General features: G+C 63.3%; 21 protein-coding genes. 13 read left to right on the top strand and 8 right to left on the bottom strand.

Annotated elements, in window-relative coordinates; genetic code table 11:
• Positions 1-9: 9 nt before the first annotated feature.
• The gene (locus tag P0648_RS06530) at positions 10-1,521 is read right to left on the bottom strand and encodes an aldehyde dehydrogenase (protein ID WP_276248073.1); all 1,512 of its coding nucleotides are present in this window, start codon (positions 1,519-1,521) and stop codon (positions 10-12) included.
• A 162-nt stretch (positions 1,522-1,683) separates the two neighbouring features.
• Between P0648_RS06530 and P0648_RS06535 the strand changes: the two genes are divergently transcribed.
• Positions 1,684-3,108, top strand: coding sequence for a YjiH family protein (locus tag P0648_RS06535; protein ID WP_277505695.1), 1,425 nt, complete (start codon positions 1,684-1,686; stop codon positions 3,106-3,108).
• Here the strand turns inward: P0648_RS06535 and P0648_RS06540 are convergent.
• The gene (locus P0648_RS06540) at positions 3,105-3,749 is read right to left on the bottom strand and encodes a helix-turn-helix domain-containing protein (RefSeq protein WP_277505696.1); all 645 of its coding nucleotides are present in this window, start codon (positions 3,747-3,749) and stop codon (positions 3,105-3,107) included. The genes P0648_RS06535 and P0648_RS06540 overlap by 4 nt on opposite strands.
• An 88-nt stretch (positions 3,750-3,837) precedes the next feature.
• Between P0648_RS06540 and hutU the strand changes: the two genes are divergently transcribed.
• The 3 genes from hutU to hutI are packed head-to-tail and all read left to right on the top strand — an operon-like array spanning position 3,838 to position 7,702.
• Positions 3,838-5,580 (top strand): urocanate hydratase, encoded by a 1,743-nt coding sequence (gene hutU, locus P0648_RS06545; RefSeq protein WP_276248070.1) that lies wholly within the window; start codon positions 3,838-3,840, stop codon positions 5,578-5,580.
• A complete protein-coding gene (gene hutG, locus P0648_RS06550; protein WP_277505697.1) occupies positions 5,577-6,491 on the top strand; it encodes a formimidoylglutamase in 915 nt (304 codons plus the stop codon). Before hutU ends, hutG begins: the two co-directional genes overlap by 4 nt.
• Complete coding sequence (gene hutI / locus P0648_RS06555; RefSeq protein ID WP_277505698.1) at positions 6,488-7,702, top strand: imidazolonepropionase; 1,215 nt, start codon at positions 6,488-6,490, stop codon at positions 7,700-7,702. The genes hutG and hutI overlap by 4 nt, the downstream gene beginning before the upstream one ends.
• Position 7,703: 1 nt before the next feature.
• On the opposite strand, the gene P0648_RS06560 is transcribed toward hutI, so the two are convergent.
• On the bottom strand, positions 7,704-9,269 hold the full coding sequence (locus tag P0648_RS06560; protein WP_277505699.1) for a long-chain fatty acid--CoA ligase: 1,566 nt from the start codon (positions 9,267-9,269) through the stop codon (positions 7,704-7,706).
• A gap of 127 nt (positions 9,270-9,396) precedes the next feature.
• On the opposite strand from P0648_RS06560, the gene P0648_RS06565 reads away from it, so the two are divergent.
• Complete coding sequence (locus P0648_RS06565) at positions 9,397-9,843, top strand: MaoC/PaaZ C-terminal domain-containing protein (protein WP_276248066.1); 447 nt, start codon at positions 9,397-9,399, stop codon at positions 9,841-9,843.
• Here P0648_RS06565 and P0648_RS06570 read toward each other — a convergent pair whose 3' ends face one another.
• On the bottom strand, positions 9,844-10,998 hold the full coding sequence (locus P0648_RS06570) for an iron-containing alcohol dehydrogenase family protein (protein ID WP_277505700.1): 1,155 nt from the start codon (positions 10,996-10,998) through the stop codon (positions 9,844-9,846).
• A 109-nt stretch (positions 10,999-11,107) separates the two neighbouring features.
• On the opposite strand from P0648_RS06570, the gene P0648_RS06575 reads away from it, so the two are divergent.
• Positions 11,108-12,322, top strand: coding sequence for an acyl-CoA dehydrogenase family protein (locus tag P0648_RS06575; RefSeq protein WP_276248064.1), 1,215 nt, complete (start codon positions 11,108-11,110; stop codon positions 12,320-12,322).
• 75 nt (positions 12,323-12,397) lie between these two features.
• Positions 12,398-13,924 (top strand): class I adenylate-forming enzyme family protein, encoded by a 1,527-nt coding sequence (locus P0648_RS06580; protein WP_276248063.1) that lies wholly within the window; start codon positions 12,398-12,400, stop codon positions 13,922-13,924.
• Between the two features lie 17 nt (positions 13,925-13,941).
• Here P0648_RS06580 and P0648_RS06585 read toward each other — a convergent pair whose 3' ends face one another.
• Entirely contained in the window at positions 13,942-14,523 is a 582-nt protein-coding gene (locus P0648_RS06585; RefSeq protein ID WP_276248062.1) for a GNAT family N-acetyltransferase, read from the bottom strand.
• Between the two features lie 150 nt (positions 14,524-14,673).
• Between P0648_RS06585 and P0648_RS06590 the strand changes: the two genes are divergently transcribed.
• The 3 genes from P0648_RS06590 to P0648_RS06600 all read left to right on the top strand — a co-directional run bounded on the left by P0648_RS06590 (position 14,674) and on the right by P0648_RS06600 (position 18,173).
• Positions 14,674-16,662, top strand: a complete 1,989-nt coding sequence (locus P0648_RS06590) for an AMP-binding protein (protein ID WP_277505701.1) — start codon at positions 14,674-14,676, stop codon at positions 16,660-16,662.
• Between the two features lie 57 nt (positions 16,663-16,719).
• Positions 16,720-17,445, top strand: a complete 726-nt coding sequence (locus P0648_RS06595) for a hypothetical protein (RefSeq protein ID WP_277505702.1) — start codon at positions 16,720-16,722, stop codon at positions 17,443-17,445.
• Positions 17,446-17,519: 74 nt separating this feature from the next.
• Positions 17,520-18,173 carry a helix-turn-helix domain-containing protein gene (locus P0648_RS06600; protein ID WP_277505703.1) on the top strand — a complete coding sequence of 218 codons (654 nt, stop codon included), beginning with the start codon at positions 17,520-17,522 and terminating at the stop codon, positions 18,171-18,173.
• Here the strand turns inward: P0648_RS06600 and dnaJ are convergent.
• Positions 18,170-19,321 (bottom strand): molecular chaperone DnaJ, encoded by a 1,152-nt coding sequence (gene dnaJ / locus P0648_RS06605; RefSeq protein ID WP_276248058.1) that lies wholly within the window; start codon positions 19,319-19,321, stop codon positions 18,170-18,172. The genes P0648_RS06600 and dnaJ overlap by 4 nt on opposite strands.
• A 128-nt stretch (positions 19,322-19,449) precedes the next feature.
• Between dnaJ and P0648_RS06610 the strand changes: the two genes are divergently transcribed.
• Entirely contained in the window at positions 19,450-21,186 is a 1,737-nt protein-coding gene (locus P0648_RS06610; RefSeq protein WP_277505704.1) for a Rieske (2Fe-2S) protein, read from the top strand.
• A 3-nt stretch (positions 21,187-21,189) separates the two neighbouring features.
• Here the strand turns inward: P0648_RS06610 and P0648_RS06615 are convergent, their stop codons facing one another.
• On the bottom strand, positions 21,190-21,492 hold the full coding sequence (locus P0648_RS06615; protein ID WP_276248056.1) for a hypothetical protein: 303 nt from the start codon (positions 21,490-21,492) through the stop codon (positions 21,190-21,192).
• 87 nt (positions 21,493-21,579) lie between these two features.
• Here P0648_RS06615 and P0648_RS06620 point away from each other — a divergent pair, with 87 nt between their 5' ends.
• A complete protein-coding gene (locus tag P0648_RS06620; RefSeq protein WP_369685675.1) occupies positions 21,580-21,786 on the top strand; it encodes a hypothetical protein in 207 nt (68 codons plus the stop codon).
• Between the two features lie 56 nt (positions 21,787-21,842).
• The gene (locus P0648_RS06625) at positions 21,843-22,328 is read left to right on the top strand and encodes a hypothetical protein (RefSeq protein ID WP_276248054.1); all 486 of its coding nucleotides are present in this window, start codon (positions 21,843-21,845) and stop codon (positions 22,326-22,328) included.
• A gap of 99 nt (positions 22,329-22,427) precedes the next feature.
• Here the strand turns inward: P0648_RS06625 and dnaK are convergent, their stop codons facing one another.
• Positions 22,428-24,302, bottom strand: coding sequence for a molecular chaperone DnaK (gene dnaK / locus P0648_RS06630; RefSeq protein ID WP_276248053.1), 1,875 nt, complete (start codon positions 24,300-24,302; stop codon positions 22,428-22,430).
• Positions 24,303-24,440: the final 138 nt, after the last annotated feature.

Here is a 24,440-nt window from a genome sequence, read left to right on the forward strand (position 1 = left end):
CGCCCCGGCTTACTCGGCGTCGAGCACGAAGGGGTCGCCGACCTCGCCGGCGTGGTTGTACCAGACGCTTTTGGTCTGATAGTACTCCTCTAAGCCTTCCCGCCCGTTTTCTCGCCCGAGGCCGCTCGCCTTGTAGCCGCCGAACGGCGAGTTCGGCGCGATGAGTCGGTACTCGTTTACCCAGACCGTGCCCGCTTGGACGGTCTCGACGAACCGGTTCGCCCGGTCCATGTCTCGCGTCCAGATGGCCGCTGCGAGGCCGAACTCGGTGTCGTTCGCGATGTCCAGTGCCGCCGCTTCGTCCTCGAACGAGATGACGCTTGCCACCGGTCCGAAGATTTCCTCTCTGGCGACGGTCATGTCGTTTTCGACGTCGACGAACACCGTCGGTTGGATGAAGCACTCGCCGGGTTGGTCCGCCGGCATCTCGCCGCCGACGGTGATGGTCGCGCCCTCCGCGAGCCCGGACTGGACGTACTCGTGGACGGTCTCCCACTGACCGCGGAAGGCGACCGGCCCCATCTCCGTCTCCGGGTCGCGTGGGTCGCCGAGTTTGATGTCACTCGCTTTTTCGGTGAGTCGTGCCACGACCTCCTCGTGGACGTCCTCGTGGACGAGTACCCGCGACCCTGCCATGCAGGTTTGGCCCGTCGCGGCGAAAATCCCCTTCATCACGCCGTTTACCGCGTCGTTGAGGTCGGCGTCGGGGAAGATGACGTTCGGGCTCTTCCCGCCGAGTTCGAGCGAGACCTTCGTGAGGTTCTCTCCGGCCGTCTTTGCCACCTCGCGTCCCACAGCAGTGCTCCCGGTGAATGCGAGTTTGTCCACGTCGGGGTGTGCGGTGAGCGCCGCCCCGGTGTGTCCGTACCCGGGAACGACGTTGTAGACGCCCGGCGGGAGGTCGGTGTGCTCGTAGACCAACTCGGCGAATCGAAGCGCGCTAACCGGCGTCTCTTCGCTCGGCTTCTGGACGACGGTGTTGCCCGCTGCGAGCGCGGGAGCGAATTTCCACGCCGTCAACAGCAACGGTGAGTTCCACGCCGTAATCGCGCCGACGACCCCGTACGGCTCGTGGCGCACGTAGTTGAACATCTGCCCGTCTTTTTTGTCTACCGGGATGGTGCGTCCGGATTCGACCTCCTCGCAAATGCGGCCATAGTAGCGATACCACTCGCCAAGCGCCTCCATCTGCTGTTCCATCTCGCGCAGTAACTTGCCGTTCTGGAGCGTCTCGAGTTCCGCGAGTTCTCGCGTGTTCGCGTCGATGGTGTCCGCAATCTGGTTCAGAATAACGCGCCGGTCGCTCGGTTTGGCGTCCCCCCACGCATCGCTCTCGAAGGCGGCGCGAGCGACGCCGACGGCGGTGTCTACGTCTGCTGCGGTTCCGTCCGGGACGGTTGCCCACACCGTTCCGTCGTAGGGGAACGACACGTCGATTCGGTCGTCGCCGGAAGATGCCCGAAACCTACCATCTACGAACAGGTCGTACTCCGCTAGCCCCTCGGTGTCTATTGTTGACATTGCTCGTGTGTGGGGTTCAGGCACTCGGTATTAAGCGCACGGACAACTGCAAGACTGGTAGTTGGTGTGCCGACAGGTTCGCCGCTCACGCGACGTACACACTTAAACGCCTCTCCGCTTGGAAATCGAATGCCTATGCAATACGTTCACAATGGACGTTTCATGGCTACTGAAGGCGGGCAAACGTGGAAAGTAGAGAGCGAACCCCGGGTGCGGAGCATCGACGACATCGACCTCCACGACCTGGCGATGCAACCGGTCGTCAAATTTCTTCTCGCGTTTCTGGTCGGCGGCGTGTTCTTCTTGCTCCCGGTGAGCCACGGCGGCGAAATCACCGTCCCGTTCGACATCGCCGTGAGCTATATCATCGAAATGTTCCCGACGGCCGTGGGCGTCTACGCTTTCGCCATCATCGTGGCCGGCGGCGTGCTCACGACGCTCGCCATGCTCACCGACGGTGAGGTCGCCGGGTTCGACCTCTCGTACTTCGAGACTTCGGTCGTGTTCTGGTTACTTCGCGTCGCTGGCGTCGTCCTCGCGCCGGTGATGTTCTTCAAACTCGGCCCCGACCTGCTGCACACGCCGGGCACGGGCGGCCTGATGTGGGGAACGCTCGTCTACAGCGTCGGCATCATCATCCCCATCGGTGCGATTTTCATCACCATCTTCGTCGAACTCGGCGGCCTCGAATTCATCGGCACGCTCTCGCGGCCGGTCATGAAGCCGCTGTTCAAGGTGCCCGGTCGGGCGGCACTCGACAGCCTCGCCTCGTGGGTGGGTTCCTACAGCGTCGGCCTCTACGTCACCCGGAACGTCTTCGAGCAGGGCGGCTACCACAAGCGCGACGTGTTCACCATCGCCACCTGCTTCTCGACGGTGAGCATCGGGTTCGTCGGCGTCGTCGCCGCCACCCTCGACATGCTCTCGCTGTTCCCGGTCATCTTCGGCGCGTACTTCTGCTGTATCGTCCTCACGAGCATCATCCTCGTGCGGATTCCGCCGATTTCGACCACGCCGAAGGAGTACATCGCCGAACCCGAACCCGAGGTCGGATTCGAAGGGTCGCTCGGCGATTACGTCCGCTTTGCGCTCTCAGAAGCGGTCAAAAAAGCGGACGAGGGTGAAACCTTCCTCGAAGCGGCGACTCGCGGGTTCGTCGACGGTATCAAACTGACGAGCCTCATCCTCGGCACGATTCTCGTCGTCGGACTGGCGGCGACGCTGCTCTCTGCGAACACGCCCGTCTTCGACATCCTCGGCCAGCCGCTCGTGCCGGTCATCGCCGCCCTCGGCATCCCGAACGCGGCCATGGTCGCCCCGGCGACCATCGTCGGCATCACCGAGATGTTCGTGCCCGTATTGCTCGTGACGAAGGCCGCGCCGATGGCCAAATTCTTCGTCGCAGTGCTCGCCGTCTCACAGCTCATCTTCTTCTCCTCGGTGGGCCCGATGATCATGGATATGTTCAGCGACGTGCCGATTCGCTTCCGTGACCTCGTTGGCCTGTTCGTCATCCGCACCATCATCCTCGTGCCCGTCGTCGCCGGGATGACCCACCTCGTCGCGGCGCTCGGCCTGCTCGGTTAGAGGTATTCGACCAGCGCGTCCGCGAACTTCTGCTCTGCCCGTCTGAGGTGGTGTTCGACCGTCCGGCGGCCCACGCCCACTGTTTTGGCGAGTTCGGTCGTCGTCGTCCGTCGTGGAATTTCGTAGTACCCTGCCGCGTGCGCGGCGAGAAACACCTCGCGCTGGCGGGCCGACAGCGTCGGAAGCACAGACTCCATCGACATGAGCGGCGTGTCGGACGTGACGGTGGCGAGTTCCTGTTTCGACTCTACCGTGACCCGGTGGTCTGCGGTGATATCGCGGTAGAAGTTCGTGAGATTCGCCGGGTCGAGAGCGAGCACGCGAACGATTTTCGCTCCTTTTTCGTAGCGAAGCGGGGGCAACAGCAGGCAGTCGTGTTTCGCGAGATACGTTTCGACGTAGTCGCTGCCGTGTTCTTTCAGACAGGCGTCTGTGATGACCACCTGGTCCGTGTCGTTGTTGATGTGCTCGCGGATGCCCACCTCTTCCTCGACGTTCGCCAGCACGCTTTCTGTGTGCTCGCCAGTCACGTGCAGGAGGTCGCAGTGGTCGTTACACCAGAGTTCGATTTCGGTGTCGTTTCGTTCGGTAGCCCGGGCGTACGGGCCGCTTCCGTGGATTCGGAACACGGCTTTGTACATGCAAGGCGGTTCGCCACAGTAGTATATAAATACATCTCCGTGTGGAGAATTCACCCTCTCGCCGTTCCAGCACGTGGTATGCGTATCCATGGGACACCAGCAGCCAACCGACAAAAAACGCCGTCTCGGCGAGCCCTCAGAACAGTGGAAACAGTATCAGGGCGCGCCGACCGGCACTGACATCGAGTGTAAGGGCTGGCGGCAGGAAGCGGCCCTGCGCATGCTCAACAACAACTTAGACCCGGACGTGGGCGAGCGACCGGAGGATCTCGTCGTCTACGGCGGGACCGGTCGCGCCGCCCGAAGCTGGGACGCCTACGACGCGATTCTCGCAGAACTCCGCGACCTCGACGACGACGAGACGCTGCTCGTCCAGTCCGGCAAGCCGGTCGGCCGGTTCACCACCCACGAACGCGCTCCGCGCGTCCTCATCGCGAACTCGAATCTGGTGGGTAAGTGGGATAACTGGGAGCACTTCCACGAACTCGAAGCCAAAGGCCTCATTATGTACGGCCAGATGACCGCCGGGTCGTGGGCCTACATCGGCACGCAGGGCATCATCCAGGGAACCTACGAGACGCTCGCCGAAGCGGGCCGCCAGCACTTCCCGGACGTGAAGGGCCTCACCGGAACCATCACCGTCACCGGTGGCCTCGGCGGGATGGGTGGGGCACAGCCCCTTGCCGTCACGATGAACCACGGCGTCTGCATCGCCGCGGAGGTGGACGAACACCGCATCGACCGCCGCATCGAGACGCGCTACTGCATGGAGAAGACCGACGACTTAGACGAGGCCATCGACATGGCCGAGGAAGCCGCAGAGAAGGGCGAACCGCTCTCCATCGGCCTCCACATGAACGCCGCCGACATGTTCGAGGGAATGCTCGAACGCGGGTTCGTCCCGGACATCGTCACCGACCAGACGAGCGCCCACGACGAACTAGAGGGGTACTACCCATCCGGCTACACCGTCGAAGAAGCCGACCAACTGCGCGCCGAAAATCCCGAGCAGTACGTCGAAGCAAGCCTTGATACGATGGTTCGCCACGTCGAAGGCATTCTCGCGATGCAGGAGAAGGGCGCTATTGCCTTCGAGTACGGGAACAACATTCGCGGGCAGGTCAAAGAACACCGTGGGATGGAACACGCATTCGACTTCGAAGGCTTCGTCCCGGCGTACATCCGCCCGCTGTTCTGCCGCGGCAAGGGGCCGTTCCGCTGGGCCGCACTCTCGGGTGACCCAGCCGACATCCACCGCACCGACGAAGCGGTCAAAGAACTGTTCCCTGAGAAGGACCACCTCCACCGCTGGATCGACCTCGCACAGGAGCAGGTCGCCTTCCAGGGCCTCCCTTCGAGGGTCTGCTGGCTCGGCTACTCGACGGACGACGAGGGCGTCACCGAGCGGGCGAAGTTCGCGCTCAAAATCAACGACCTCGTCCGCGACGGTGAAATCTCGGCTCCCGTCGTCGTCACCCGTGACCACCTCGATGCGGGCAGCGTCGCGAGTCCGAACCGCGAGACAGAAGCCATGCGTGACGGCTCTGACGCCGTGGCAGACTGGCCGATTCTCAACGCCCTGCTCAACTGTGCTGCGGGTGCAGACATCGTGAGCGTCCACGACGGCGGCGGCGTCGGCATCGGCAACGCGCTCCACACGAACAACCACGTCGTCCTCGACGGGACTGACCTCGCCGCTGAGAAGGCCCGCCGCGTGTTCACCACCGACCCTGGCATGGGCGTCATCCGCCACGCCGACGCCGGCTACGAGGAGGCCTTAGACGAGGCGACGGTGTCGAACGTCCCGATTCCGATGCGAGACCGCCAATGAAATTCAACCCACCCGCAGACTGGCAGGGGACCTCGTCGGACCCGAACGACGAGCAGTTCGGCCACGTCGTCCAGCAAACGTCGCTCGACGAAGCGGACGAGTACGACGCGGTCATCGTCGGCGAACCCTACGACGGGGCGGTCATCTCGCGGAAGGGCGCGGCGGATGGGCCCGCCGCCATTCGCGACGCGCTCGCCGGGACGAAGAGCCACCACTTCGACGCCGGGCCCGTCTCGAAAATCGGTGACCTCGGCGACGTGGCGATTCCACCTGGGTCAGTCGCAGAAGTTCAGGAAGCAGTCCTCGAAGCCACGAACGCGATTCACGGACAGGACGCGATTCCCGTGTTCCTCGGCGGGGACAACTCGCTCACATTCCCGAACGTGGCTCCACTTCTCGACGATGGCTCGGTCGGCGTCATCAACTTCGACGCCCATCTCGACGTGCGCGAAGTCCCTGAATCGGGGCTGACGAGTGGGACGCCGTACCGACAACTGCACGACGCGGGCCTCGATGGCTACGCTTGCGTCGGGGCGCGACACTTCGAGACGAGCACGAAGTACCACGACTTCGTCTGCGACAACGACGGCGAAGTCGTGACCGCAGAGGAGGCACGCGACGACCCGGTCACGGCCATCGACAGCGCCCTCTCCGCGCTCTCTCACGTGGATACGCTCTATCTGAGCGTGGATATCGACGTGCTGGACGCCGCCTACCCGGGGTCGAGCGCGCCGACACCGGGCGGTCTCTCGCCGGGCGACCTGTTCCGGATGGTCCGAATGGCTGCGAGCGACGACCGGGTCGCAGGCTTTGAAGTCGTGGAGTGCGCACCTCCACTCGATGCGAACAACCGAACCGTCGATGCGGCCGCGCGTACCGTCGCGCACTTCCTCGCGGGGTGGGCGGCGTGACTGACCTCGTCGTCTACGACGCCGCGGAACTGGTGGTTGGAAAGGCCGAGGACGCCCCGCTCGAACGCTACGAGAACGCCGCGATTGCGGTCGAGAATGGGAAGGTCGTCGCCGTCGGCCCAACAGACGAAGTCATCCGCGAGTACCCGCCAGAGAACGCCACAGAGGCAATCGACGCCACCGGCAGGACGGTGCTCCCCGGCTTCGTCGACCCACACACCCACGGCCTCTTTGCGGGCGACCGCTCCGACGAGTTCGAGGCCAAGCTGCGCGGCAAGACGTATCAGGAGATTCTCGCCGCCGGTGGCGGGATTCTCAAGTCCGTTCGGTCGGTGCGCGAGGCGAGCGACGAGACGCTCGTCACGAACTTGTTGGGACACTTAGACCGGATGCTCGCCCACGGGACGACGACGGTCGAAGTCAAATCCGGCTACGGCCTCGATACGGAGACGGAACTCCGGATGCTCGACGCGATTGCGGAAGCCGACGACCAGCATCCTATCGAGGTCGTCCCGACGTTCATGGGCGCACACGCCGTGCCGCAGGGAATGGACGCAGACGAGTACACCCAGGAAGTAATCGACGAACAACTGCCCGCCGTCGAAGCGCAGGGCATCGCCGAGTTCAACGACGTGTTCTGCGAGGAGGGCGTGTTCTCGGTCGAACAGTCTCGTCGCATCCTCGAAGCGGGCGAAGCGCACAGCCTCACGCCGAAGGTTCACGCCGAGGAACTGACGCACATCGGCGGAACACAACTGGCCGCAGAGATTGGCGCGACGAGCGCAGACCACCTGCTTCACTCGACAGAGGAGGACATCGCCGCGCTCGTCGATGCGGGCGTCGTGCCCGTCCTCCTGCCGGGCACCGCATTCGGCCTCGGCGCAGAGTTCGCAGACGCCGAGATGATGCTCGACCAGGGTGCGCCCGTGGCCATCGCGACGGATTTCAACCCGAACTGCCACAGCCACTCGATGGGCTTCGCCCAGTCGCTCGCCTGCGTGGAGATGCGCATGACGCCGGCACAGGCGCTCGTCGCGGCGACCGATCACGCGGCGCTCGCGCTGGATAGACCGGACCTTGGCCGCCTCGACGTCGGTGCGCCCGCTGACCTCGTCGTCGTGGACGCGCCGAACCACGTTCACGTGCCGTACCAGTACGGGACGAATCTCGTCGAAACGGTCGTGAAGCGCGGCGAGCGCGTCTACGGCTGACTCAGTTCACGTTTCGCTCCGCGTCGTCCCAGTACTCCTCTCGCAGGTCGGTTTTTCGGACCTTGCCGTAGGAACTGCGCGGAAGCTCGTCGACGATGTCGATTCGTTTCGGTTTCTTGTAGGCCGCGAGTTCGGCCTCGCAGGTGGCTTCGAGTTGTGACGCGAGCGTCGCCTCGTCTACATCCGCGTCGGGACGCGGTTCGACGACGGCGACCACTTTCTCCCCCCAGTAGTCGTCGGGGACGCCGATAACGGCGGCGTTCGAGACGGCCTCGTGGGTTGCGAGCACCTCCTCGATTTCGCGGGGGTATACGTTCATCCCGCCGGTGATTATCATGTCCTTCTTGCGGTCTAAGATGTAGAGGAGGCCGTTCTCGTCGAAGCGGCCCACGTCGCCGGTGTGGAGCCAGCCGTCGACGATGGTCTCCGCCGTTTTCTCGGGCAACTCCCAGTACCCGGGCGTGGCGAGCGGCGAGCGAACGGTAATCTCTCCGAGCTCGCCCCGCTCGACCGGCTCGTTTCGGTCGTCGACGAGGCGTACCTCTGCCGTGTCCACCTCGCGGCCCGCAGACTGGAGCAACTGCTCGTCTTCTGCGACTGCCCGGCGGTGGGTCTCGTGGTCGAGGACGGTGATGGTCATCGGGCACTCCATCTGGCCGTACGACTGGACGAACACGTCGCCGAAGGTGTCGAGCCCTTCCCGAAGGCGGGCGGCGCTCATCGGCGCACCGGCGTAGTAGAGATTTCGCAGCGACGAGAGGTCGCGGCCATCCTCGGGGTCGTAGGTGTCGAGGAGTTTGTAAATCATCGTCGGGACGACGAAGATAGAGTTCACGCCGTGGTCGTCCACCGCGTCGAGGAACTCATCGGGGTCGAACCCGTCTACGAGCAGGTTCGTCCCGCCGACCAGCATCGTCGATTCGACGAGGAAGCCCGTCCCGTGGGTGAGCGGGGCGGCGTGCAGCGTCACCTCGCCGTCGCGCTGCCCGAGCTCGGTCTTGAGCGAGAGGGCGGTCGAGAGCCAGGTGTCGTGGGTGTGGGTGACGCCCTTCGGGAGGCCGGTCGTCCCGGAGGTGTACATCAGCGCACAGGGGTCGTCGCCGCTGCCCTCCGCTCGGGAGTCGGGGTCGGCCCCGAGCAGACGTTCGTAGGCGTGGGTCTCACCCGGGAACGTCGCCTCCTCGCCGACGACGACGTAGTGAGACGCGCGCGCCGTCATCTCGGCGCAGTGGGCTGCGAACTGTGATTCGACCACGAGCACGTCGATGCCGGCGTCAGAGACGAGGTGGTCGTGGTCGCCCGGCGTGAGCATCGTGTTGAGCGGCACTTTGAGCGCCCCGAGGCGGTAGGCGGCGACCGACGTTTCGACGAAGGCGGCGTGATTTTTCACCATCAGGCCGACGCGGTCGCCGGCTTCGACGCCCAACTCGGCGAGTCCCGCGACGAGACGGTCCACCCGGTCGTCGAGTTCCGCGTAGGTGCGCCCGTCGGGGACACCGCGTCCGAGGAGTGCGGTTCGGTCCGGGTGTCGTCGTGCGGCCCGTCGGAGAATATGCCCTAAGTTCATGTGTGTGACTCTCTGACGCGACACAAAACGATTGGCCTCGTGCCTCACCTTGCCGCAACCGATGGATTTCACGGCAAGAACGGGTGCCAATCCGACGATACAAGCCGCCGCGTCACCCTGTCTGGGTATGCCACACACGGCGTATTTCTACGACGACTTGGCGGTCGGCGACACCTTCGAGACGCGCGGACGGACCATCACCGAGAGTCACCTCGTCACTCACGCGGGCAACACGGGCGACATGAACGAACTCCAGATGAACGAGGAGTTCGCAAAGGAGACGCGCTTCGGCGAGCGGGCGGTTCACGCGCCGCTCACCTACTCGATGATGGAGGGACTCATCACGAGCGACTTCCGCCACGAGGACTCGAACATCTGCTACTACGGGCTCGACAAGATGCGCATCCCGAACCCGACGTTCGTCGGGGACACCATCACCGTCTCCCGCGAAATCATCGACCGCGAGGACCGCGAGGAAGGCGGAATCGTCACGTTCCACGACGAAGTGACGACGGGAGACGGGCGAACTGTCCTCGTCTGTGAGACGCTCGAATACATCCGGTCGCGCGAGTAATCACCAGGCTGCGCCGAGGAAGGAAACGATGTCTGCCTCCGTGATATCGCGCGGGCTGCTCGCGAGCGACGGTTCTCCAACGGCGATGGCCGCGACCGCCTCGAAATCGTCGCGGTCTACGCCCACGTCGCGGAGGCGAGTCGGCGTCCCGAGCGTCTCCTGAAGCGTCGCAATCGCGTCAACGACGGCGTTTACGACCTCGTCGTCGGTACCCGTCGCATCGACGCCCATCGCCCGAGCAATGCGTCGAATCGCCTCGGGAGCCTCGGGAGCGGTGAACCGGACGCCGTGAGGCAAGAGGATGCTGTTTCCGTCACCGTGCGAGAGCGGGTGACGGGCACAGAGAATGTGGTTCACCCCGTGATTGATGCTCACGCCGCCGACCACGCCGAGGCCGGAGAGCGCGGCCCCGAGTTGTGTCTGTACCCGAGCGTCCGCGTCGCCGGACACCGCACCCGGCAAGTTCTCGGTGAGCAGCCGAATCGCCTTCTCCGCCGTGGCCTGGTAGAACGGATTGTCGCTTCGCCCCTCCGAGTAGAGAATTTCCACCGCGTGATCGAGGGCGTTCATCCCGGTCGACGCGATGACGGCGTCGGGCGTGGTCGCGGCGACTGTAGGGTCGTACAGACACGCCTGCGGTCGCACCTTCTCGTCGAGCAGGACGACCTTCTCCTCCGGCGTCGAGACGCCACAGATGTTCGTCACCTCCGCGGCCGAGAGCGTCGTCACCACGCAGTAGAGTGGCACCTTCGCCGCCGGCAGGTCGGGTACCGTCACCTCACCGTCTACGGTGTGCGTTCTGAGTTGGTCGAGGTCGTCCGTCTCCTCGCCGGCGAAGATGGCGATGGCCTTGGCCGTGTCGCTCGCGCTGCCTCCGCCGACGCTCACGAGCGCGTCCGCCCCGCTGGCTTCGAGCCGCGAGACACCCTCTGTGACGGTCTCGTGGGGAACGTTCGGCCGCGCGCCCGTGTACGTCTCGACGAGTCGCTCGCCGATCGCGGCTCTCACGGGATCCATCACCGACGGCGTCGCGCCGACGTGTTCGCCCGTGACAACCATCACCCGTGCGTCAGCAGCGAGAAGGTCGTCGAGTCGAGAGACGCTCTCGTCGCCCCACACGAACCGTGCCCGTTCGAATTCGTGGTCGAAAAGCATGCCCAGAGCTACGGGTGAGTGCAGTTAGCACTTGTCATTCCGGCGATTGCTCTCGCCACGGTTGCTTTTATCCCAAACGTCTTAGGACGTGGTTACCCTTGACAAGGTAATGCAGTACAACGACTCTGCCCTCGCACAGGAAGTCGCGGGACGGGTACGAGAGTTCATGGACGACGTGGTGATTCCAGCAGAGCGAGAGCTCGAACCGGGCACGCTGGTCTCCGATTCGACGCTCGCGGACCTCCGCGAGCAGGCAAAGGAGTACGACATCTACGCGCCCCAGATTTCAGAAGAGTACGGTGGGATGGGCCTCGAATTCCGCGACGTGCTCCCCGCCTTCGAGGAGGCAGGTCGGAGCCTCCTCGGCGCGCCGGCGCTCCGCGTCGATGCGCCCGACGAGGGGAACATGCACACCTTCGAGATGCTTGGTACGAAAGCACAGAAAGACGAGTGGCTTCGCCCGCTCGTCGAGGGTGAGATTCACTCCGGATTCGCGATGACCGAGCCGATTCAGGGCGGTGGCTCCGACCCGAAGATGCTCCAGACGAGCGCGGAGAAGGACGGCGACGAGTGGGTCGTAAATGGGCACAAGTGGTGGACCACGAACGGGAGCGACGCGAGCATTCTCATCGTGATGGCCCGGACGGACTTCGACGCCCACCCGTACCAAGGTGCGTCGCTCATCCTCGTCCCCATCGACACCCCCGGCGTGGAAATCGTCCGCGACATCCCGCACACCGGCGGCGGCGTCCTCGGGACGGTCCACTCGGAGATCAAGTTCGACGACGTGCGCGTCCCCGGGGAAAACCTCCTCGGCACCGAGAACATGGGTTTCACACACGCCCAACAGCGCCTCGGTCCCGCACGGCTGACCCACTGTATGCGCTTTTCGGGGATGGCCCAGCGGTCGCTCGACGTGGCGAAGGCCTACATCTCAGAGCGTGAGGCGTTCGGCGGTCCAATCGCAGAGAAACAGGGGCCTCGCTTTGCCATCGCCGAACACGAGACGAAACTCCACGCCGCCCGGACGATGGTTCGTCACGCCGCGTGGCAACAGAACGAGGGTGATGAGGCCCGCATCCCCGTCTCGATGTGTAAGGTGTTCACCGCGAACGTCGCCCAGGAGGCCATCGACACCGCGCTACAGTTCTGTGGCGCAAACGGCATGGGGAAAGACCTCCCGATCTCTGACTTCTACGAGGAAGTCCGCCAGTTCCGCATCGTGGACGGCGCAGACGAGGTTCACAAGCGCGTCATCGCCCGCGACGCCTTCGACGAAGTGAACCCCGATGAACTCTCCACCCTGACGCGATTCGACGGCTGAACAGTCACCGGGGGTGACAGCAACCGCCGACGGCTTGCGAAAACCCTTATACTGGTATTTCATACCACAGGACACATGCGAATCGACGAGTTGCTGGAGATGCGAGTCGAAAAGACGCCGGCGAAACCGTTTCTGACGTTCGAATCGCAGCAGTACACCTACGCCGAAACCGTCGCCGCCTCGAAGCGCTACGCGAACGCCCTCGCCGAGTGGGGCGTCGAACAGGGCGACCGAGTCGCACTCTTTCTGCAGAACCGGCCGGAGTTCCTGTTCACGATGTTCGCGAACGCCTACCTCGACAGCATCACCGCGCCCTCGAACCCCGAATACAAGGCGAGCGCGCTTCGCCACTCCCTCGAACTCTCACAGCCCGTGGTGCTCGTCACCTCGGAACCGCTGCTCAACACGGCGATTGAGGCGGCCCGCGGAACCACCGTCGAGGAGATTCTCGTCGTGGACGACGTCGAAGACTACCAGTCGCTGCCGGCGCTCGCGGCGAACCAATCGACGGACGTGACCACGCCTGCATCTGACGACCGGGCAATCGGCCTCCACATGTACACCTCCGGGACGACGGGGCCGCCGAAGGCGGTCGAGTGCGAACACCGCAACTGGACCATCTCGGCCATCGACTTCCAGAAACGGATGGGCTTCACCCACGAGGACGTGCTGTTCACCGCGCTGCCGCTGTTCCACGCGAACGCCCAGATTTACTCGACGCTCGGCGCGGCCGCCGCCGGGGCGGAGGTCGTCATCTACGAGAAGTTCTCTTCCTCTAGCTGGTGGGACTGGTGTCGCGAACACGGCGTCACCGAGTTCAACGCGATGGGGAGCATGCTGAAGATGCTCGACAACATGCCACCCGCCGAGGACGACGCGGACAACCCCGTCGAGTACGTCTTCTCGGCCGGAACGCCCGCCGACCTATTCGAACCGTTCGAGGAACGCTTCGACATTCAGATCGTGGAGGGGTACTCGCTCACCGAAGACCCCCTGCTCATGCTCAACCCCACGAACAAAGCAAAGCGCAAGGTGGGCAGCATCGGCCTGCCACCCGCCGAAAAGCGCATCAAGGTCGTGGACGACGACGGCAACGAGGTGCCCCGCGGCGAGAAGGGTGAAATCATCCAGAACTGCCCGGCGATGCTCGCGAGTTACTACCGCCAACCGGACAAGACCGACGAGGCGGTCGTCGACGGGTGGTTCTACACCGGCGATTACGGAAAAATCGACGAGGACGGCTTCGTCTACTTCTTAGACCGCAAGAAGGACATCGTCCGTCGGGGCGGGGAGAACATCTCGACGTACGAAATCGAGGGCGTCATCAAGGCGCTTGACGCGGTCGAAGAAGTCGCCATCATCCCGAGTCCAGACGAGTTCTACGACGAAGTGGTGAAGGCGCTCGTCATCAAGAAGGAGGGCCACGACCTCACGCCGGAGGAAATCATCGAGGTTTGCGAAGCGGAACTCTCGTCGTTCAAAGTCCCCCAGTACGTCGAATTCGTCGACGAGTTCCCGTACACGCCGACGGGGAAGATACAGAAGCAGAAGCTCAGGACGCGAGAAAACGAAGAGCGCCCCGAGCACTGGTCGCGGGAATAAAACCGCACCGACGAAACTCAGCGCCCGGTGTCGTACTTGTACGTCGCTCCCTTGGGGTCGATACCGAAGTCCTCTGCCGTGTCTTCGGGTTCCGGTTCGACGTACTTTTCCGCGTTCTTGAATCGCTCTCTGAGCGCTTCTGGAATCGAGAAGTCGTCGATTTCGACCACGACCGGCGCCGCCTCGGGTTCTAACTCCTCGCGCTTTTCGTCGAGTCGCTGCTGGAGCTTTTCGGGCAACTCGTCGGCCGAAATCGACTCGAAGCCGAACTGGGCGAGGTACTCTGGTGCGCCGGTCAGCGCGTACACCGTCTCGAAATCGGCGTCTTTCGCCTTCGTGACGAGGCGTTCGACGACGTGCGCGCCGACACCCTGGCCGCGCCAATCTTCGAGCGTGCCGATGCTCGTGAGTTCGAGAATCTCGCTGTCGTCGTCGAGGACGTGAATGCGGATGCGTCCGAACCCAGCGCGTTCGTTCGTGTTCTCGTCGACCGCAATCACGTAGTCCCGAGAGCGAAAGGCCGTGCCGTCGAGCCCCATCGCCTCGATGTGGTCGAGCAGCCAGACCTCATCTCGGTTCCTCGCATCTCGGACGTACATGCTGGGTCGTTGTCGCGCGACGAGCAAAAGGATTTGGCGCGCGATTCGGGGGAGGAAGCCCCACCACTCGGTGTCAAACTGTGACACTGCGTTGTGATGTCGTGGCACAACTACTTTGTATTCCGTTGAATATCTCCATATAGACATCCCATGGAATCTCTCGAGGACTTTGACGACATCGTGTACGAACCTTCCCAAGAGTTCGTCGAATCGACGAACGTCTGGCGGTTCATGCAGGAACACGGCATCGAAGATTACGACGAGCTCATCGAGCGAACTACCGTCGACCGAGGCGACGGCGAGTCGGGTGTGGAGTGGTTCTGGGACGAACTCGTCGACTGGATGGACATCGAGTTCTACGAGGACTACGACGAGGTGCGCGACGACACGGACGGGCCGCAGTTCTCGAAGTGGTATCCGGGCGGCAAACTCAACATCGCACACAACACGGTCGATCGCCACGCGGCTATCGATTCGCCGAACCGAAACAAGGTCGCCTGTATCTGGGAGGGCGAACCGGGCGACGTGCGAGAACTCACCTACCACGAACTCGCTCGTCAGTCCAATCAGGTGGCGAACGCGCTCGCAGAACGGGGCATCGAGAAGGGCGACACCGTCGGCCTCTACATGCCGATGGTTCCCGAAGTCATCTCGATTCTCTACGGCTGTTTCAAGGTCGGCGCAATCGCCGTGCCCATCTTCTCCGGGTTCGGGGTCGACGCGACGGCGACGCGCATCGAAGACGCCGAGTGTCGCGTCCTCTTTACGGGTGACGGGTTCTACCGCCGCGGCAGCGAAGTCCGCCTCAAAGGGCAGGCAGACGAGGCTATCGAGGAGGCCGGGCACGTCGAACACACTATCGTCTACAACCGCTTCGACGACGAGGATACGCCGTGGGACGACGCCCGCGACGAGTGGTGGGCGGACGCCGTCCTCACGCAGGACGACGAGTTCGAGACGGTCGCGATGGACTCCTCGGACGAGTCGATGCTCCTCTACTCCTCTGGGACGACGGGCATGCCGAAGGGCATCGTCCACACCCACGCGGGCGTCCAACTGATGACGGCCAAAGAGATTCACTTCGGATTCGACCAGAAGCCGAGCGACCGCTTCTTCTGGGTCTCCGACATCGGCTGGATGATGGGGCCGTGGACGCTCATCGGGAACCACACCTTCGGCGGCACTATCATGATGTACGAGGGTGCGCCAGACTACCCGAACCCGGACCGATTCTGGGAGATGATCGACCGCCACAAACTCTCCACCTTCGGCATCTCGCCGACTGCCATCCGCGCGATTCGCAAGAAGGGCGACCACTGGGTCGAGGGCCACGACCTCTCGTCGCTGCGCCTGCTCGGTTCGACCGGCGAGCCGTGGGACCCAGAGTCCTGGATGTGGTTCTTCAACGAGGTCGGCGGCGGCGACACACCAATTATCAACATCTCCGGCGGGACCGAAATCTGCGGTTGCTTCCTCATGCCGATGCCGATTCAGCCACTCAAGCCGTGTACGCTCGGCGGCCCCGGGCTCGGCATGGCCATCGACATCGTAAACGAGAACGGCGACTCCATCGCCGAGAACCACGAACGGGGCTACCTCGTCGCCCGTGACTCGGTCCCGTCGATGACCAAGAGTCTCTGGGACGGCGACGAACACTACTTAGAGGAGTACTGGTCGAAGTTCGACGACATGTGGAACCACGGCGACTGGGCCCAGAAGGACGAAGACGGCCTCTGGTTCCTCCACGGGCGCTCTGACGACGTCCTCAACGTGGCTGGCCGCAAAGTCGGCCCGGCAGAAGTCGAGGGCGCGCTCATCGAACACGAGGCGGTCAATCAGGCCGCCGCCGTCGGGGTAGACGACGACACCACCGGCACGGCCGTCGTCGCCTACGTCATCCTCGAAGAAGGCGTCGAAGAGACCGACGACCTCCGCGCGGAACTCACAGACCAGGTGGGCGAGGAACTCGGCAAGCCGTTCCGCCCACGCGAGATTCTGTTCGTAAACGAGTTCCCGAAGACCCAGAGCGGGAAAATCATCCGTCGCGCCATCGCTTCGGCCTACGGCGGCGGCAGCATGGGCGACCTCTCCAGCATCGAGAACCCCGACGCGCTGGACGCCATCAAGAACGCACGGTAATCGACCCCCGAACACCAACTCGCACCACTTTTGCTCGCGCCGTCTCTACGACCAGCCATGAACACGTTCGCCGACCTGCTGGCCCGTGACCGCCGGAGCAACGCCCCGGCGCTGCGGGCACACGGGAGTCGCGTCCGGCGGTACAACTACACCCAACTGTGTACCCTCTCGTGGCAGTCGGGGAGCGTTCTCCGCCACGTCGGCGTCGCGAAGGGGAGGCGGGTCGCCCTCGCCGCTTCGCCCTCGCCGGAGCCCGTGCTCACGTTCCTCGGCGCGGGCCTGCTCGGTGCGACGGTCGAGTTCGAACCCGAGAAGGCGGTCGACGCCCGCGCACTCGTCGCGCCTTCCGAGACCATCGCAGACTACGAACTGCCTCCGGGTGGCCAGCGAATCGCCTACGGCGAGCGCCCCGCAGACCCCTCCACGATGTTCTTCGAGAAGGAGGTCTGGAGCGAGAACCCGGTGATTCCGCCCATCGACATCTCGGCCGACGACGAGGTGCTTTCGGCGGGTGGGGCGGTCTACACGCAGGGGCAACTGCTCGCGGCGGCGGAGCGCGTGGTTGACGAATACGACCTCACCGACGAAGACGAGGTTGCCGTTCGCACCCCGCTCACCGAACCCGGGACCGTCGTCGCCGGGATTCTCGCGCCGCTCGTCGTCGGTGGGACGATTGTCTTCCCCGGGGACGACGGCGAGGGAACGATTGCGGTTGCAGAGGGCGAGGCTTCGGAAGGACGCGTGATTCGACTCGATACTGAATCGTTTGGACTGGAGACGTAACTCCGCGCGAGTCGCCCCACGAGCCACCCGCTCGAGATGGAAGGTACTTGTCCGTTCAGTCGTAATGCCAGTCAATGACTGTCATTGCAGAGCTCCGGTTGTCGAGCGACGAACTGCCGCTGATGGCAGCGTTGTCTCCCGTTCCGGACCTCGAACTCACCGTCGAGCAAGCCGTGGCGACGGACCCTTCGAAGTTGCGACTGTTTCTCTGGGCCGCAGGCGACGACTTCGAACGTTTCGAAACGGGATTGGATGGAGACGAGACGGTTCTCGACTACACCGTATTAGACGACCTCTCTGAACGCAAGCTCTACCGCGTGGCGGTGTCGCCGGAGGCGAACGTGGTTCTTTACCCCATCAGCGTCGAGATCGGCGCGACGCAACTCTCGGTGGTTGCGACACATCGCGGTCTCAGGGTCCGGATGCGGTTCCAAGACAGAGAGTCGCTGAAGGAGTTTCAGTCGCGCTGTCGAGACGCGGACGTCGCCGTCGAACTGCGTCAACTCTATCGGAGCGGCGGGACCGACGAGGAAGCGAGTTTTGGACTCTCTAAGAAACAGCGACAGACCCTCACGAAAGCGGTTGCGCTCGGATTCTTCAAGGTTCCGCGCGAGACGAGCCTCGATGGGCTCGCCGAAAAACTCGACGTGTCGAATCAGGCCACCTCAGAGCGCATTCGCCGGGCGACCGAGACGCTGGTCAGAAGTACGATTGGCATAGACGGTTAGAAACTGTTCTTCAGCTTCTCGAAGAAGCCTTCGCTCACGTCCACTTCCTCCCCGCCGGCTTCGGCGAACTTCTTGAGCGCCTTCTTCTGTTCTTTGCTGAGTTTCTCCGGGGTGACGACTTGTACCTTCACGAACATGCTTCCCTTGCTACGGCGGCGCAGGCGCGGCATACCCTTGCCTTTCAGGCGGAAGGTTTCGCCCGATTGCGTGCCCTTCGGGATGTCCATGGTGACACTGCCGTCGAGGGTTTCGATTTCCACCTTGTCGCCGAAGACGGCCTGCGGGAAGGAGATTGGGTGGCGGTAGTACAGGTCGTCGCCGTCGCGCTCGAAGTCCGGGTGGGGTTCGACCTGGATGTCGATGAGCAGGTCGCCATTTGGCCCGCCTTTCTCACCTGGTGCGCCCTCGCCGTCCATCCGGAGGGTCTGGCCGTCGCGGATGCCCGCCGGAACGTCCACCGAAAGCGTCGCCTCGCGGCGCACGCGCCCGTCGCCGTGGCAGGTGTCACACGTCTCCGAATAGAGCGTGCCCTCGCCGCCACAGTGGTTACAGGTCTGCGTCTGCTGGATGCGTCCGAGTGGCGTCTGCTGGACGTGGGTAGTCTGGCCCTGACCGTCACATTGTGGGCAGGTCTCCGCGTCGGCGTCCGCGGGATGGCCCTTCCCGTTACAGTCGTCACACTGTTCGGGCCGGGTGAGGGTGAACTGGCGCTGGAGGCCGTCGTGGGCGTCCTGTAGCGTGATGGTCATCGACGTGCGCAGGTTCTGGCCCTGGCGTGGGCCGTTGCGCTGGTTGCGGCCGCCGCCGAAGAACTGCTCGAAGATGTCGTTCATCCCGCCCATGCCGCCACCGCCGCCGCCGAATCCGCCGAAGCCACCGGCTCCGCCACCGCCAGCGCCGCCGTCGAACCCGCCGCGTTTTTCGGCCTGTTCGAACCGCTCGTGGCCCATGCGGTCGTAGGCGCGACGTTTCTCTTCGTCAGAGAGGACCTCCTTCGCTTTCTTCGCCTGCTTGAACTTCTCGTCTGCGTTGGGGTCGTCACTGACGTCAGGGTGATACTGCGCTGCCTTCTTTCTGAAGGCGCTCTTTATCTCGTCTTCGTCAGCGTCACGCGAGACGCCGAGCACTTCGTAGAAGTCCTCGCTCATTCGTTATCCGTGGTAATCCCCGGAAATACTTGAAAAGAACGGGTCACGGTTCGCCGCAGAAACCTCAGACAATCTACAAAAATCGGATTCAGCGAACGGTTATGTTTGCATGATAACAACCCACATCTATGGCTGCAGAAGCTGACTTCGTCCCCGTCGCATCGCTCTCCCAGCTCAAAGACGAGGGGACGCAAATCGTCTCACACCACGGGCGCTCTGTCGCCCTGTTCTACCACGAAGACCAGGTGTACGCGGTGGACAACCGTTGTCCGCACATGGGATTCCCGCTCTCCAAGGGAACCGTCGACGAGGGCGTCCTGACCTGCCACTGGCACCACGCCCGCTTCGAACTCTCCTGCGGTGATACGTTCGACCCGTGGGCAGACGACGTCCAGACGTTCCCCGTCCGCGTAGATGGCGACGACGTTCTCATTGACCCCGACCCAGAACCGTCCGTCCCGCCGGCCACCCACTGGCGAAACCGCCTCGCAGACGGCCTCCAGGAGAACCTCAGCCTCGTCATGGCGAAAGCCGTTATCGGTCTCGCAGATGAAGGCGAAGACCCCGCTGTGCCCATCAAAACCGGCGTCGATTTCGGCACGAAGTACCGCGACGCCGGGTGGGGCAGCGGGCTGACCGTCCACGCCGCGATGGCGAACATCCTCCCCGCGCTCTCCGAGGTCGACCAGAAACGCGCCCTCTACACCGGCCTCCGGTACGTCGCGAACGACGCGGCGGGCGAACCGCCGCGCTTCGAGCAACCCGGCTTCTCGACGACTGACGTCTCGAAAGCGCGTCTCAAGTCGTGGTTCCGCGAAACCATCGAAGTTCGGGACAACGACCCCTCTGAACGCACCCTCCGCACCGCGATTGGCTCCCTGCCGCCGGAGGACGTGGCAGAAATCATGTACACTGCCGCGACGGACCACCGCTATCTGAACGCCGGCCACTCCTTCGACTTCGTGAACAAGGCGTTCGAGGTGCTCGACCACATCGGCTGGGACAGCGCCCCGAACGTTCTCCCGACGCTCGTCGACGAACTGACCGGCGCGACCCGCAGCGAGGAACTCTCCTCGTGGCGACAGCCAATCGACGTGGCCGGCCTGCTCGCAGACGCCTACGCAGACTTAGACGAGATGGTCGAAACGGGCCGCGGAAAGACCTGGCAGAAACCCGAAAACTTCACCGAAACCTTGCTGCAGGACGACCCGCACGCAATCGTCGATGCCCTCGTAGAAGCCGTCGAATCCGGCGCGACCACGACGGAACTCGCCCACGCCGTCTCCATCGCCGCGATGCGCCGGGTGGCTCACTTCGCCACGTCCAACGAGTTCTCAGACTGGAACACCGTTCACCACACGTTCACCTACGCGAACGCGGTAGAGCAGGCCACCCACCGGACCGACGCCGTCGAACTCTATCGCGGCGTCTTCGACGGAGCCATCTCGGTGTACTTAGACCGCTTCCTGAACATGCCGCGAGCGCCACTTCCCGAACCCGGCGAGTCGGACACCGACCCCGCCGACATCCGCGCCCAACTCATGGACGCCTTCGACGAGGAGGGCGAGGTGAACCGGGCCGCAGCACTCGTGAGTGAACACTTCGACTGTGGCGGCGACCCCGCCGACCTCATACAGACGCTCGGCGAGGCCCTGCTCCGCGAGGACGCGAACTTCCACACGCTCCAGAACGTAGAAGCCTCGTTCAAGCAGTTCGAGGTGGCCGAGTCCAAATCCGAAAAGCGACTCGCGCTGATGGCGACGGCCCGCTACATGGCCGCTCACTTCCCGACGCGCCGGGAGGCAGAACAGACGTTCACGATTGCGTCGCGGTTGCACCGGGGAGAGAAAATCTACGAGGAATAGCCATCAGACCGTCGGCTCGTCGGGATTTCGCGTCGTCGCCCACGCGAGATACCCGATGATGGCCACGACGATAGCTCCGAGTTCGAATTCGAGACGCGCGGTCCAGAACGCCCCTGCGAGGAGCCCCCAGATGCAGACAAGCACGAGAGCGCGCTCCGCTTTGCCCCCTTTCCACTCCGCGTACGTGAGGTACAGACCAACCGCCGCAACCAGCGCGAACAGGACCTGCTGGAGAATGACGATTCCGTACCCGAGAATGGCGACGATGACCAGGAAGACGCCGACGTCGAGGATTCGTCGATACATGCCCCACCTCGTGTCGGAGATTCAATAATTGTTTCCCGCCATGTGAACCACATTTTTCACTCGCAGGCTCAATGGTGAGTCATAGTGATTTCACCAGAATCGCTCGCCGACGAGTTCGCGCAAATTTTCGAAGATGAGTACGACGACGTCGTCATCTACGGCGACGAAGACAAATCGACAGTTCTCCACGAAGGCCCTGCTCGCATTCGGGCGAATGGGTGGGTCGAGGTTTCGAGTGGCCGCCTGCTGTCCCCGAACGCGGTCCACCACATCGACGTGGAGTCGACCGAATAGCCGACTTCCTGCTGGCAGACGGCGTATTTTTCTCACCAAACGACGAATCGTCTAGCATGGCGCTTGACGTTTCCATTCCGGACCCACCATCGCTCTCTGGGCCACAGTCCCGCGGCACCTACGAAGCGATTGCCAATCCGGTCGAGAATCCCGAAGACGACTATCGTCGAGAGGAACTCGCGACCATCTTAGCGGACGGTGCGTGGGAGGACGCCTTCGACGAGTGGGCGGCCCACACTGGGATGTCCGAAGACCAATTCGAAATCGTCCTCGAATACGACCTCGTCGAGGAGTTCGACTTCTATTGGGATGCCAGTAGTGACGAAGTTGGCTATCGGTCGCCGACGATCTCCGACGACGCCCGCGACGAACTCGACCCGGCGGTCGTCGACGACATCGAACTGGAACTCGATTCGCTCGGCCGAGTCGTCACCGAGATGCTCGAAAACGACTATCTCCGGCGGGACGACGAGACCTTCGGCTTCTTCGCCGACGATTCTCCCGAGAACACGTACGAGTACCGGGACGACGAGGTACTCTGAGTTCGCGGTTGTTCGTTCGTCGCTGATGGTTTCACAGCAGTCGCTGTGACTGGTGAGGGTGTCGAAAAACCGAAAAACCGCGGGAATCAGTAGTCGACGTTAGTTGTCCTTCTCGTCGTCTACGTCCTCGAAGTCGGCGTCGACGTATTCGTCGCCGCCGTTGGTCTCGGCATCGGCGTCGCCGCCCGTGCCACCCATGCCAGCGCCGCCTGCGGCCTGCTGCTGGGCCTGCTGTTGCTGGTACATGCGCTTGCCGATTTCCTGGAGGTTCTCGGCGAGGTCCTCGGTCGCGTCTTCGAGTTCGTCGGCCGTCGCGTCCTCGTCTTCGAGGGTCGCTTCGACGTCCTCGATTGCGGCTTCGATGTCCTCGCGGAGTTCGTCGTCGACGTTCTCCTCGTTCTCGTCGAGCAGGGTCTTCGCACGCTGGATGGAGCCTTCGGCCTCGTTGCGCGCCTCGATGAGGCGACGGCGCTCCTTGTCCTCTTCTGCGTGCTCCTCTGCTTCCTTGGTCATGCGGTCGATTTCGTCGTCAGAGAGGCCAGCGCCACCTTCGATGGTGATGGATTCGGCGTTGCCGGAGCCTTTGTCCTCCGCCTCGACGTTCACGATACCGTTCTCGTCGATGTTGAACGTGACTTCGATTTGCGGCGTGCCGGCGGGTGCGGGTGGGATTCCTGAAAGCTGGAACTCACCGAGAAGTTCGTTCTGGTCTGCGATTTCGCGCTCGCCCTGGAAGACACGGACCTGCACCGAGGTCTGGTTCGGTGCGGCCGTCGTGAACACCTTCGATTCCTCCGTCGGAATGGTGGTGTTCTTCTCGATGAGGCGTTCGAAGAGGCCGCCTTTCACTTCGATACCGAGGCTAAGCGGGGTCACGTCGAGCAGGACGATGTCGTCCACGTCGCCGGAGAGGACGCCACCCTGAATCGCCGCGCCGAGAGCGACGGCTTCGTCGGGGTTGACGTTCTTTTTCGGCTCTTGGCCGACGACGTCTGCGACCTTCTCTGTGACTTGCGGCATGCGAGTCGAGCCACCGACGAGGATGACTTCGTCGATTTCGGAGGCGGCATAGCCGGCGTCTTCGAGGGCCTGCTTCGTTGGGCCAACGGTGCGCTCGATGAGGTCGGACGTGAGACTCTCGAACTTCGCGCGAGAGAGGTCCTTCTCTAAGTGAACCGGGCCGTCGTCCGTGGCCGTGATGAACGGGAGGTTGATCTCCGTCTGCTTGCGGCTGGAGAGCTCGATTTTCGCCTCCTCTGCTGCGTCCTTCAGACGCTGGAGGGCCTGCCGGTCCTCGCGAAGGTCGATGCCGTGTTCGGCTTCGAACTCCTCTGCGAGCCAGTCGATGATGGCCTGGTCCCAGTCGTCGCCACCGAGTTCGTTGTCCCCGTTCGTGGCGACCACTTCGTAGACGCCGCCGCCGAGGTCGAGGATGGAGACGTCGAACGTCCCGCCACCGAGGTCGAAGACGAGGACGGTCTGGTCGGAGTCATCGTCCAGGCCGTACGCCATCGACGCGGCGGTCGGCTCGTTGACGATGCGCTCGACTTCGAAGCCGGCGATTTCGCCCGCGTCTTTCGTCGCCTGGCGCTGGCGGTCGTTGAAGTAGGCCGGTACGGTGATGACCGCCTTCTCGATCTCGTCGCCGAGGTAGTCTTCTGCGTCGCGCTTTATCTTCTGGAGAATCATCGCCGAAATCTGCTCCGGCGTGTAGTCCTCTCCGTCGATGTCGACGGAGTAGTCGTCGCCCATGTGACGCTTGATGGACTGAATGGTTTTCTCCGGGTTCTGGATGGCCTGGTTTTTGGCCGGTTTCCCGACTAACCGTTCGCCATCGTCGGTGAACGCGACCACCGAGGGCGTGGTTCGGTCCCCTTCACTGTTGACGATAATCTCGGGGTCACCGCCCTCCATGACCGCGAACGCGCTGTTCGTGGTACCAAGGTCGATACCGAGAATCTTGTTGCTCGCCATCTTGGTGGCTACTATCGCTTTCGTCCGGTTAAAAGTTGCTAGATACGCTGCCTCACACCCCTTTCACACAGCCCCTCAGTCGGGCGATTTCAACGTGCGGGTGCGTCTCACACCCTGTGCTTATATGATGACCGCAAT

The sequence above is a fragment of the Haladaptatus sp. DYSN1 genome (genome assembly GCF_029489995.1).
Lineage (GTDB): Archaea > Halobacteriota > Halobacteria > Halobacteriales > Halococcaceae > QDMS2.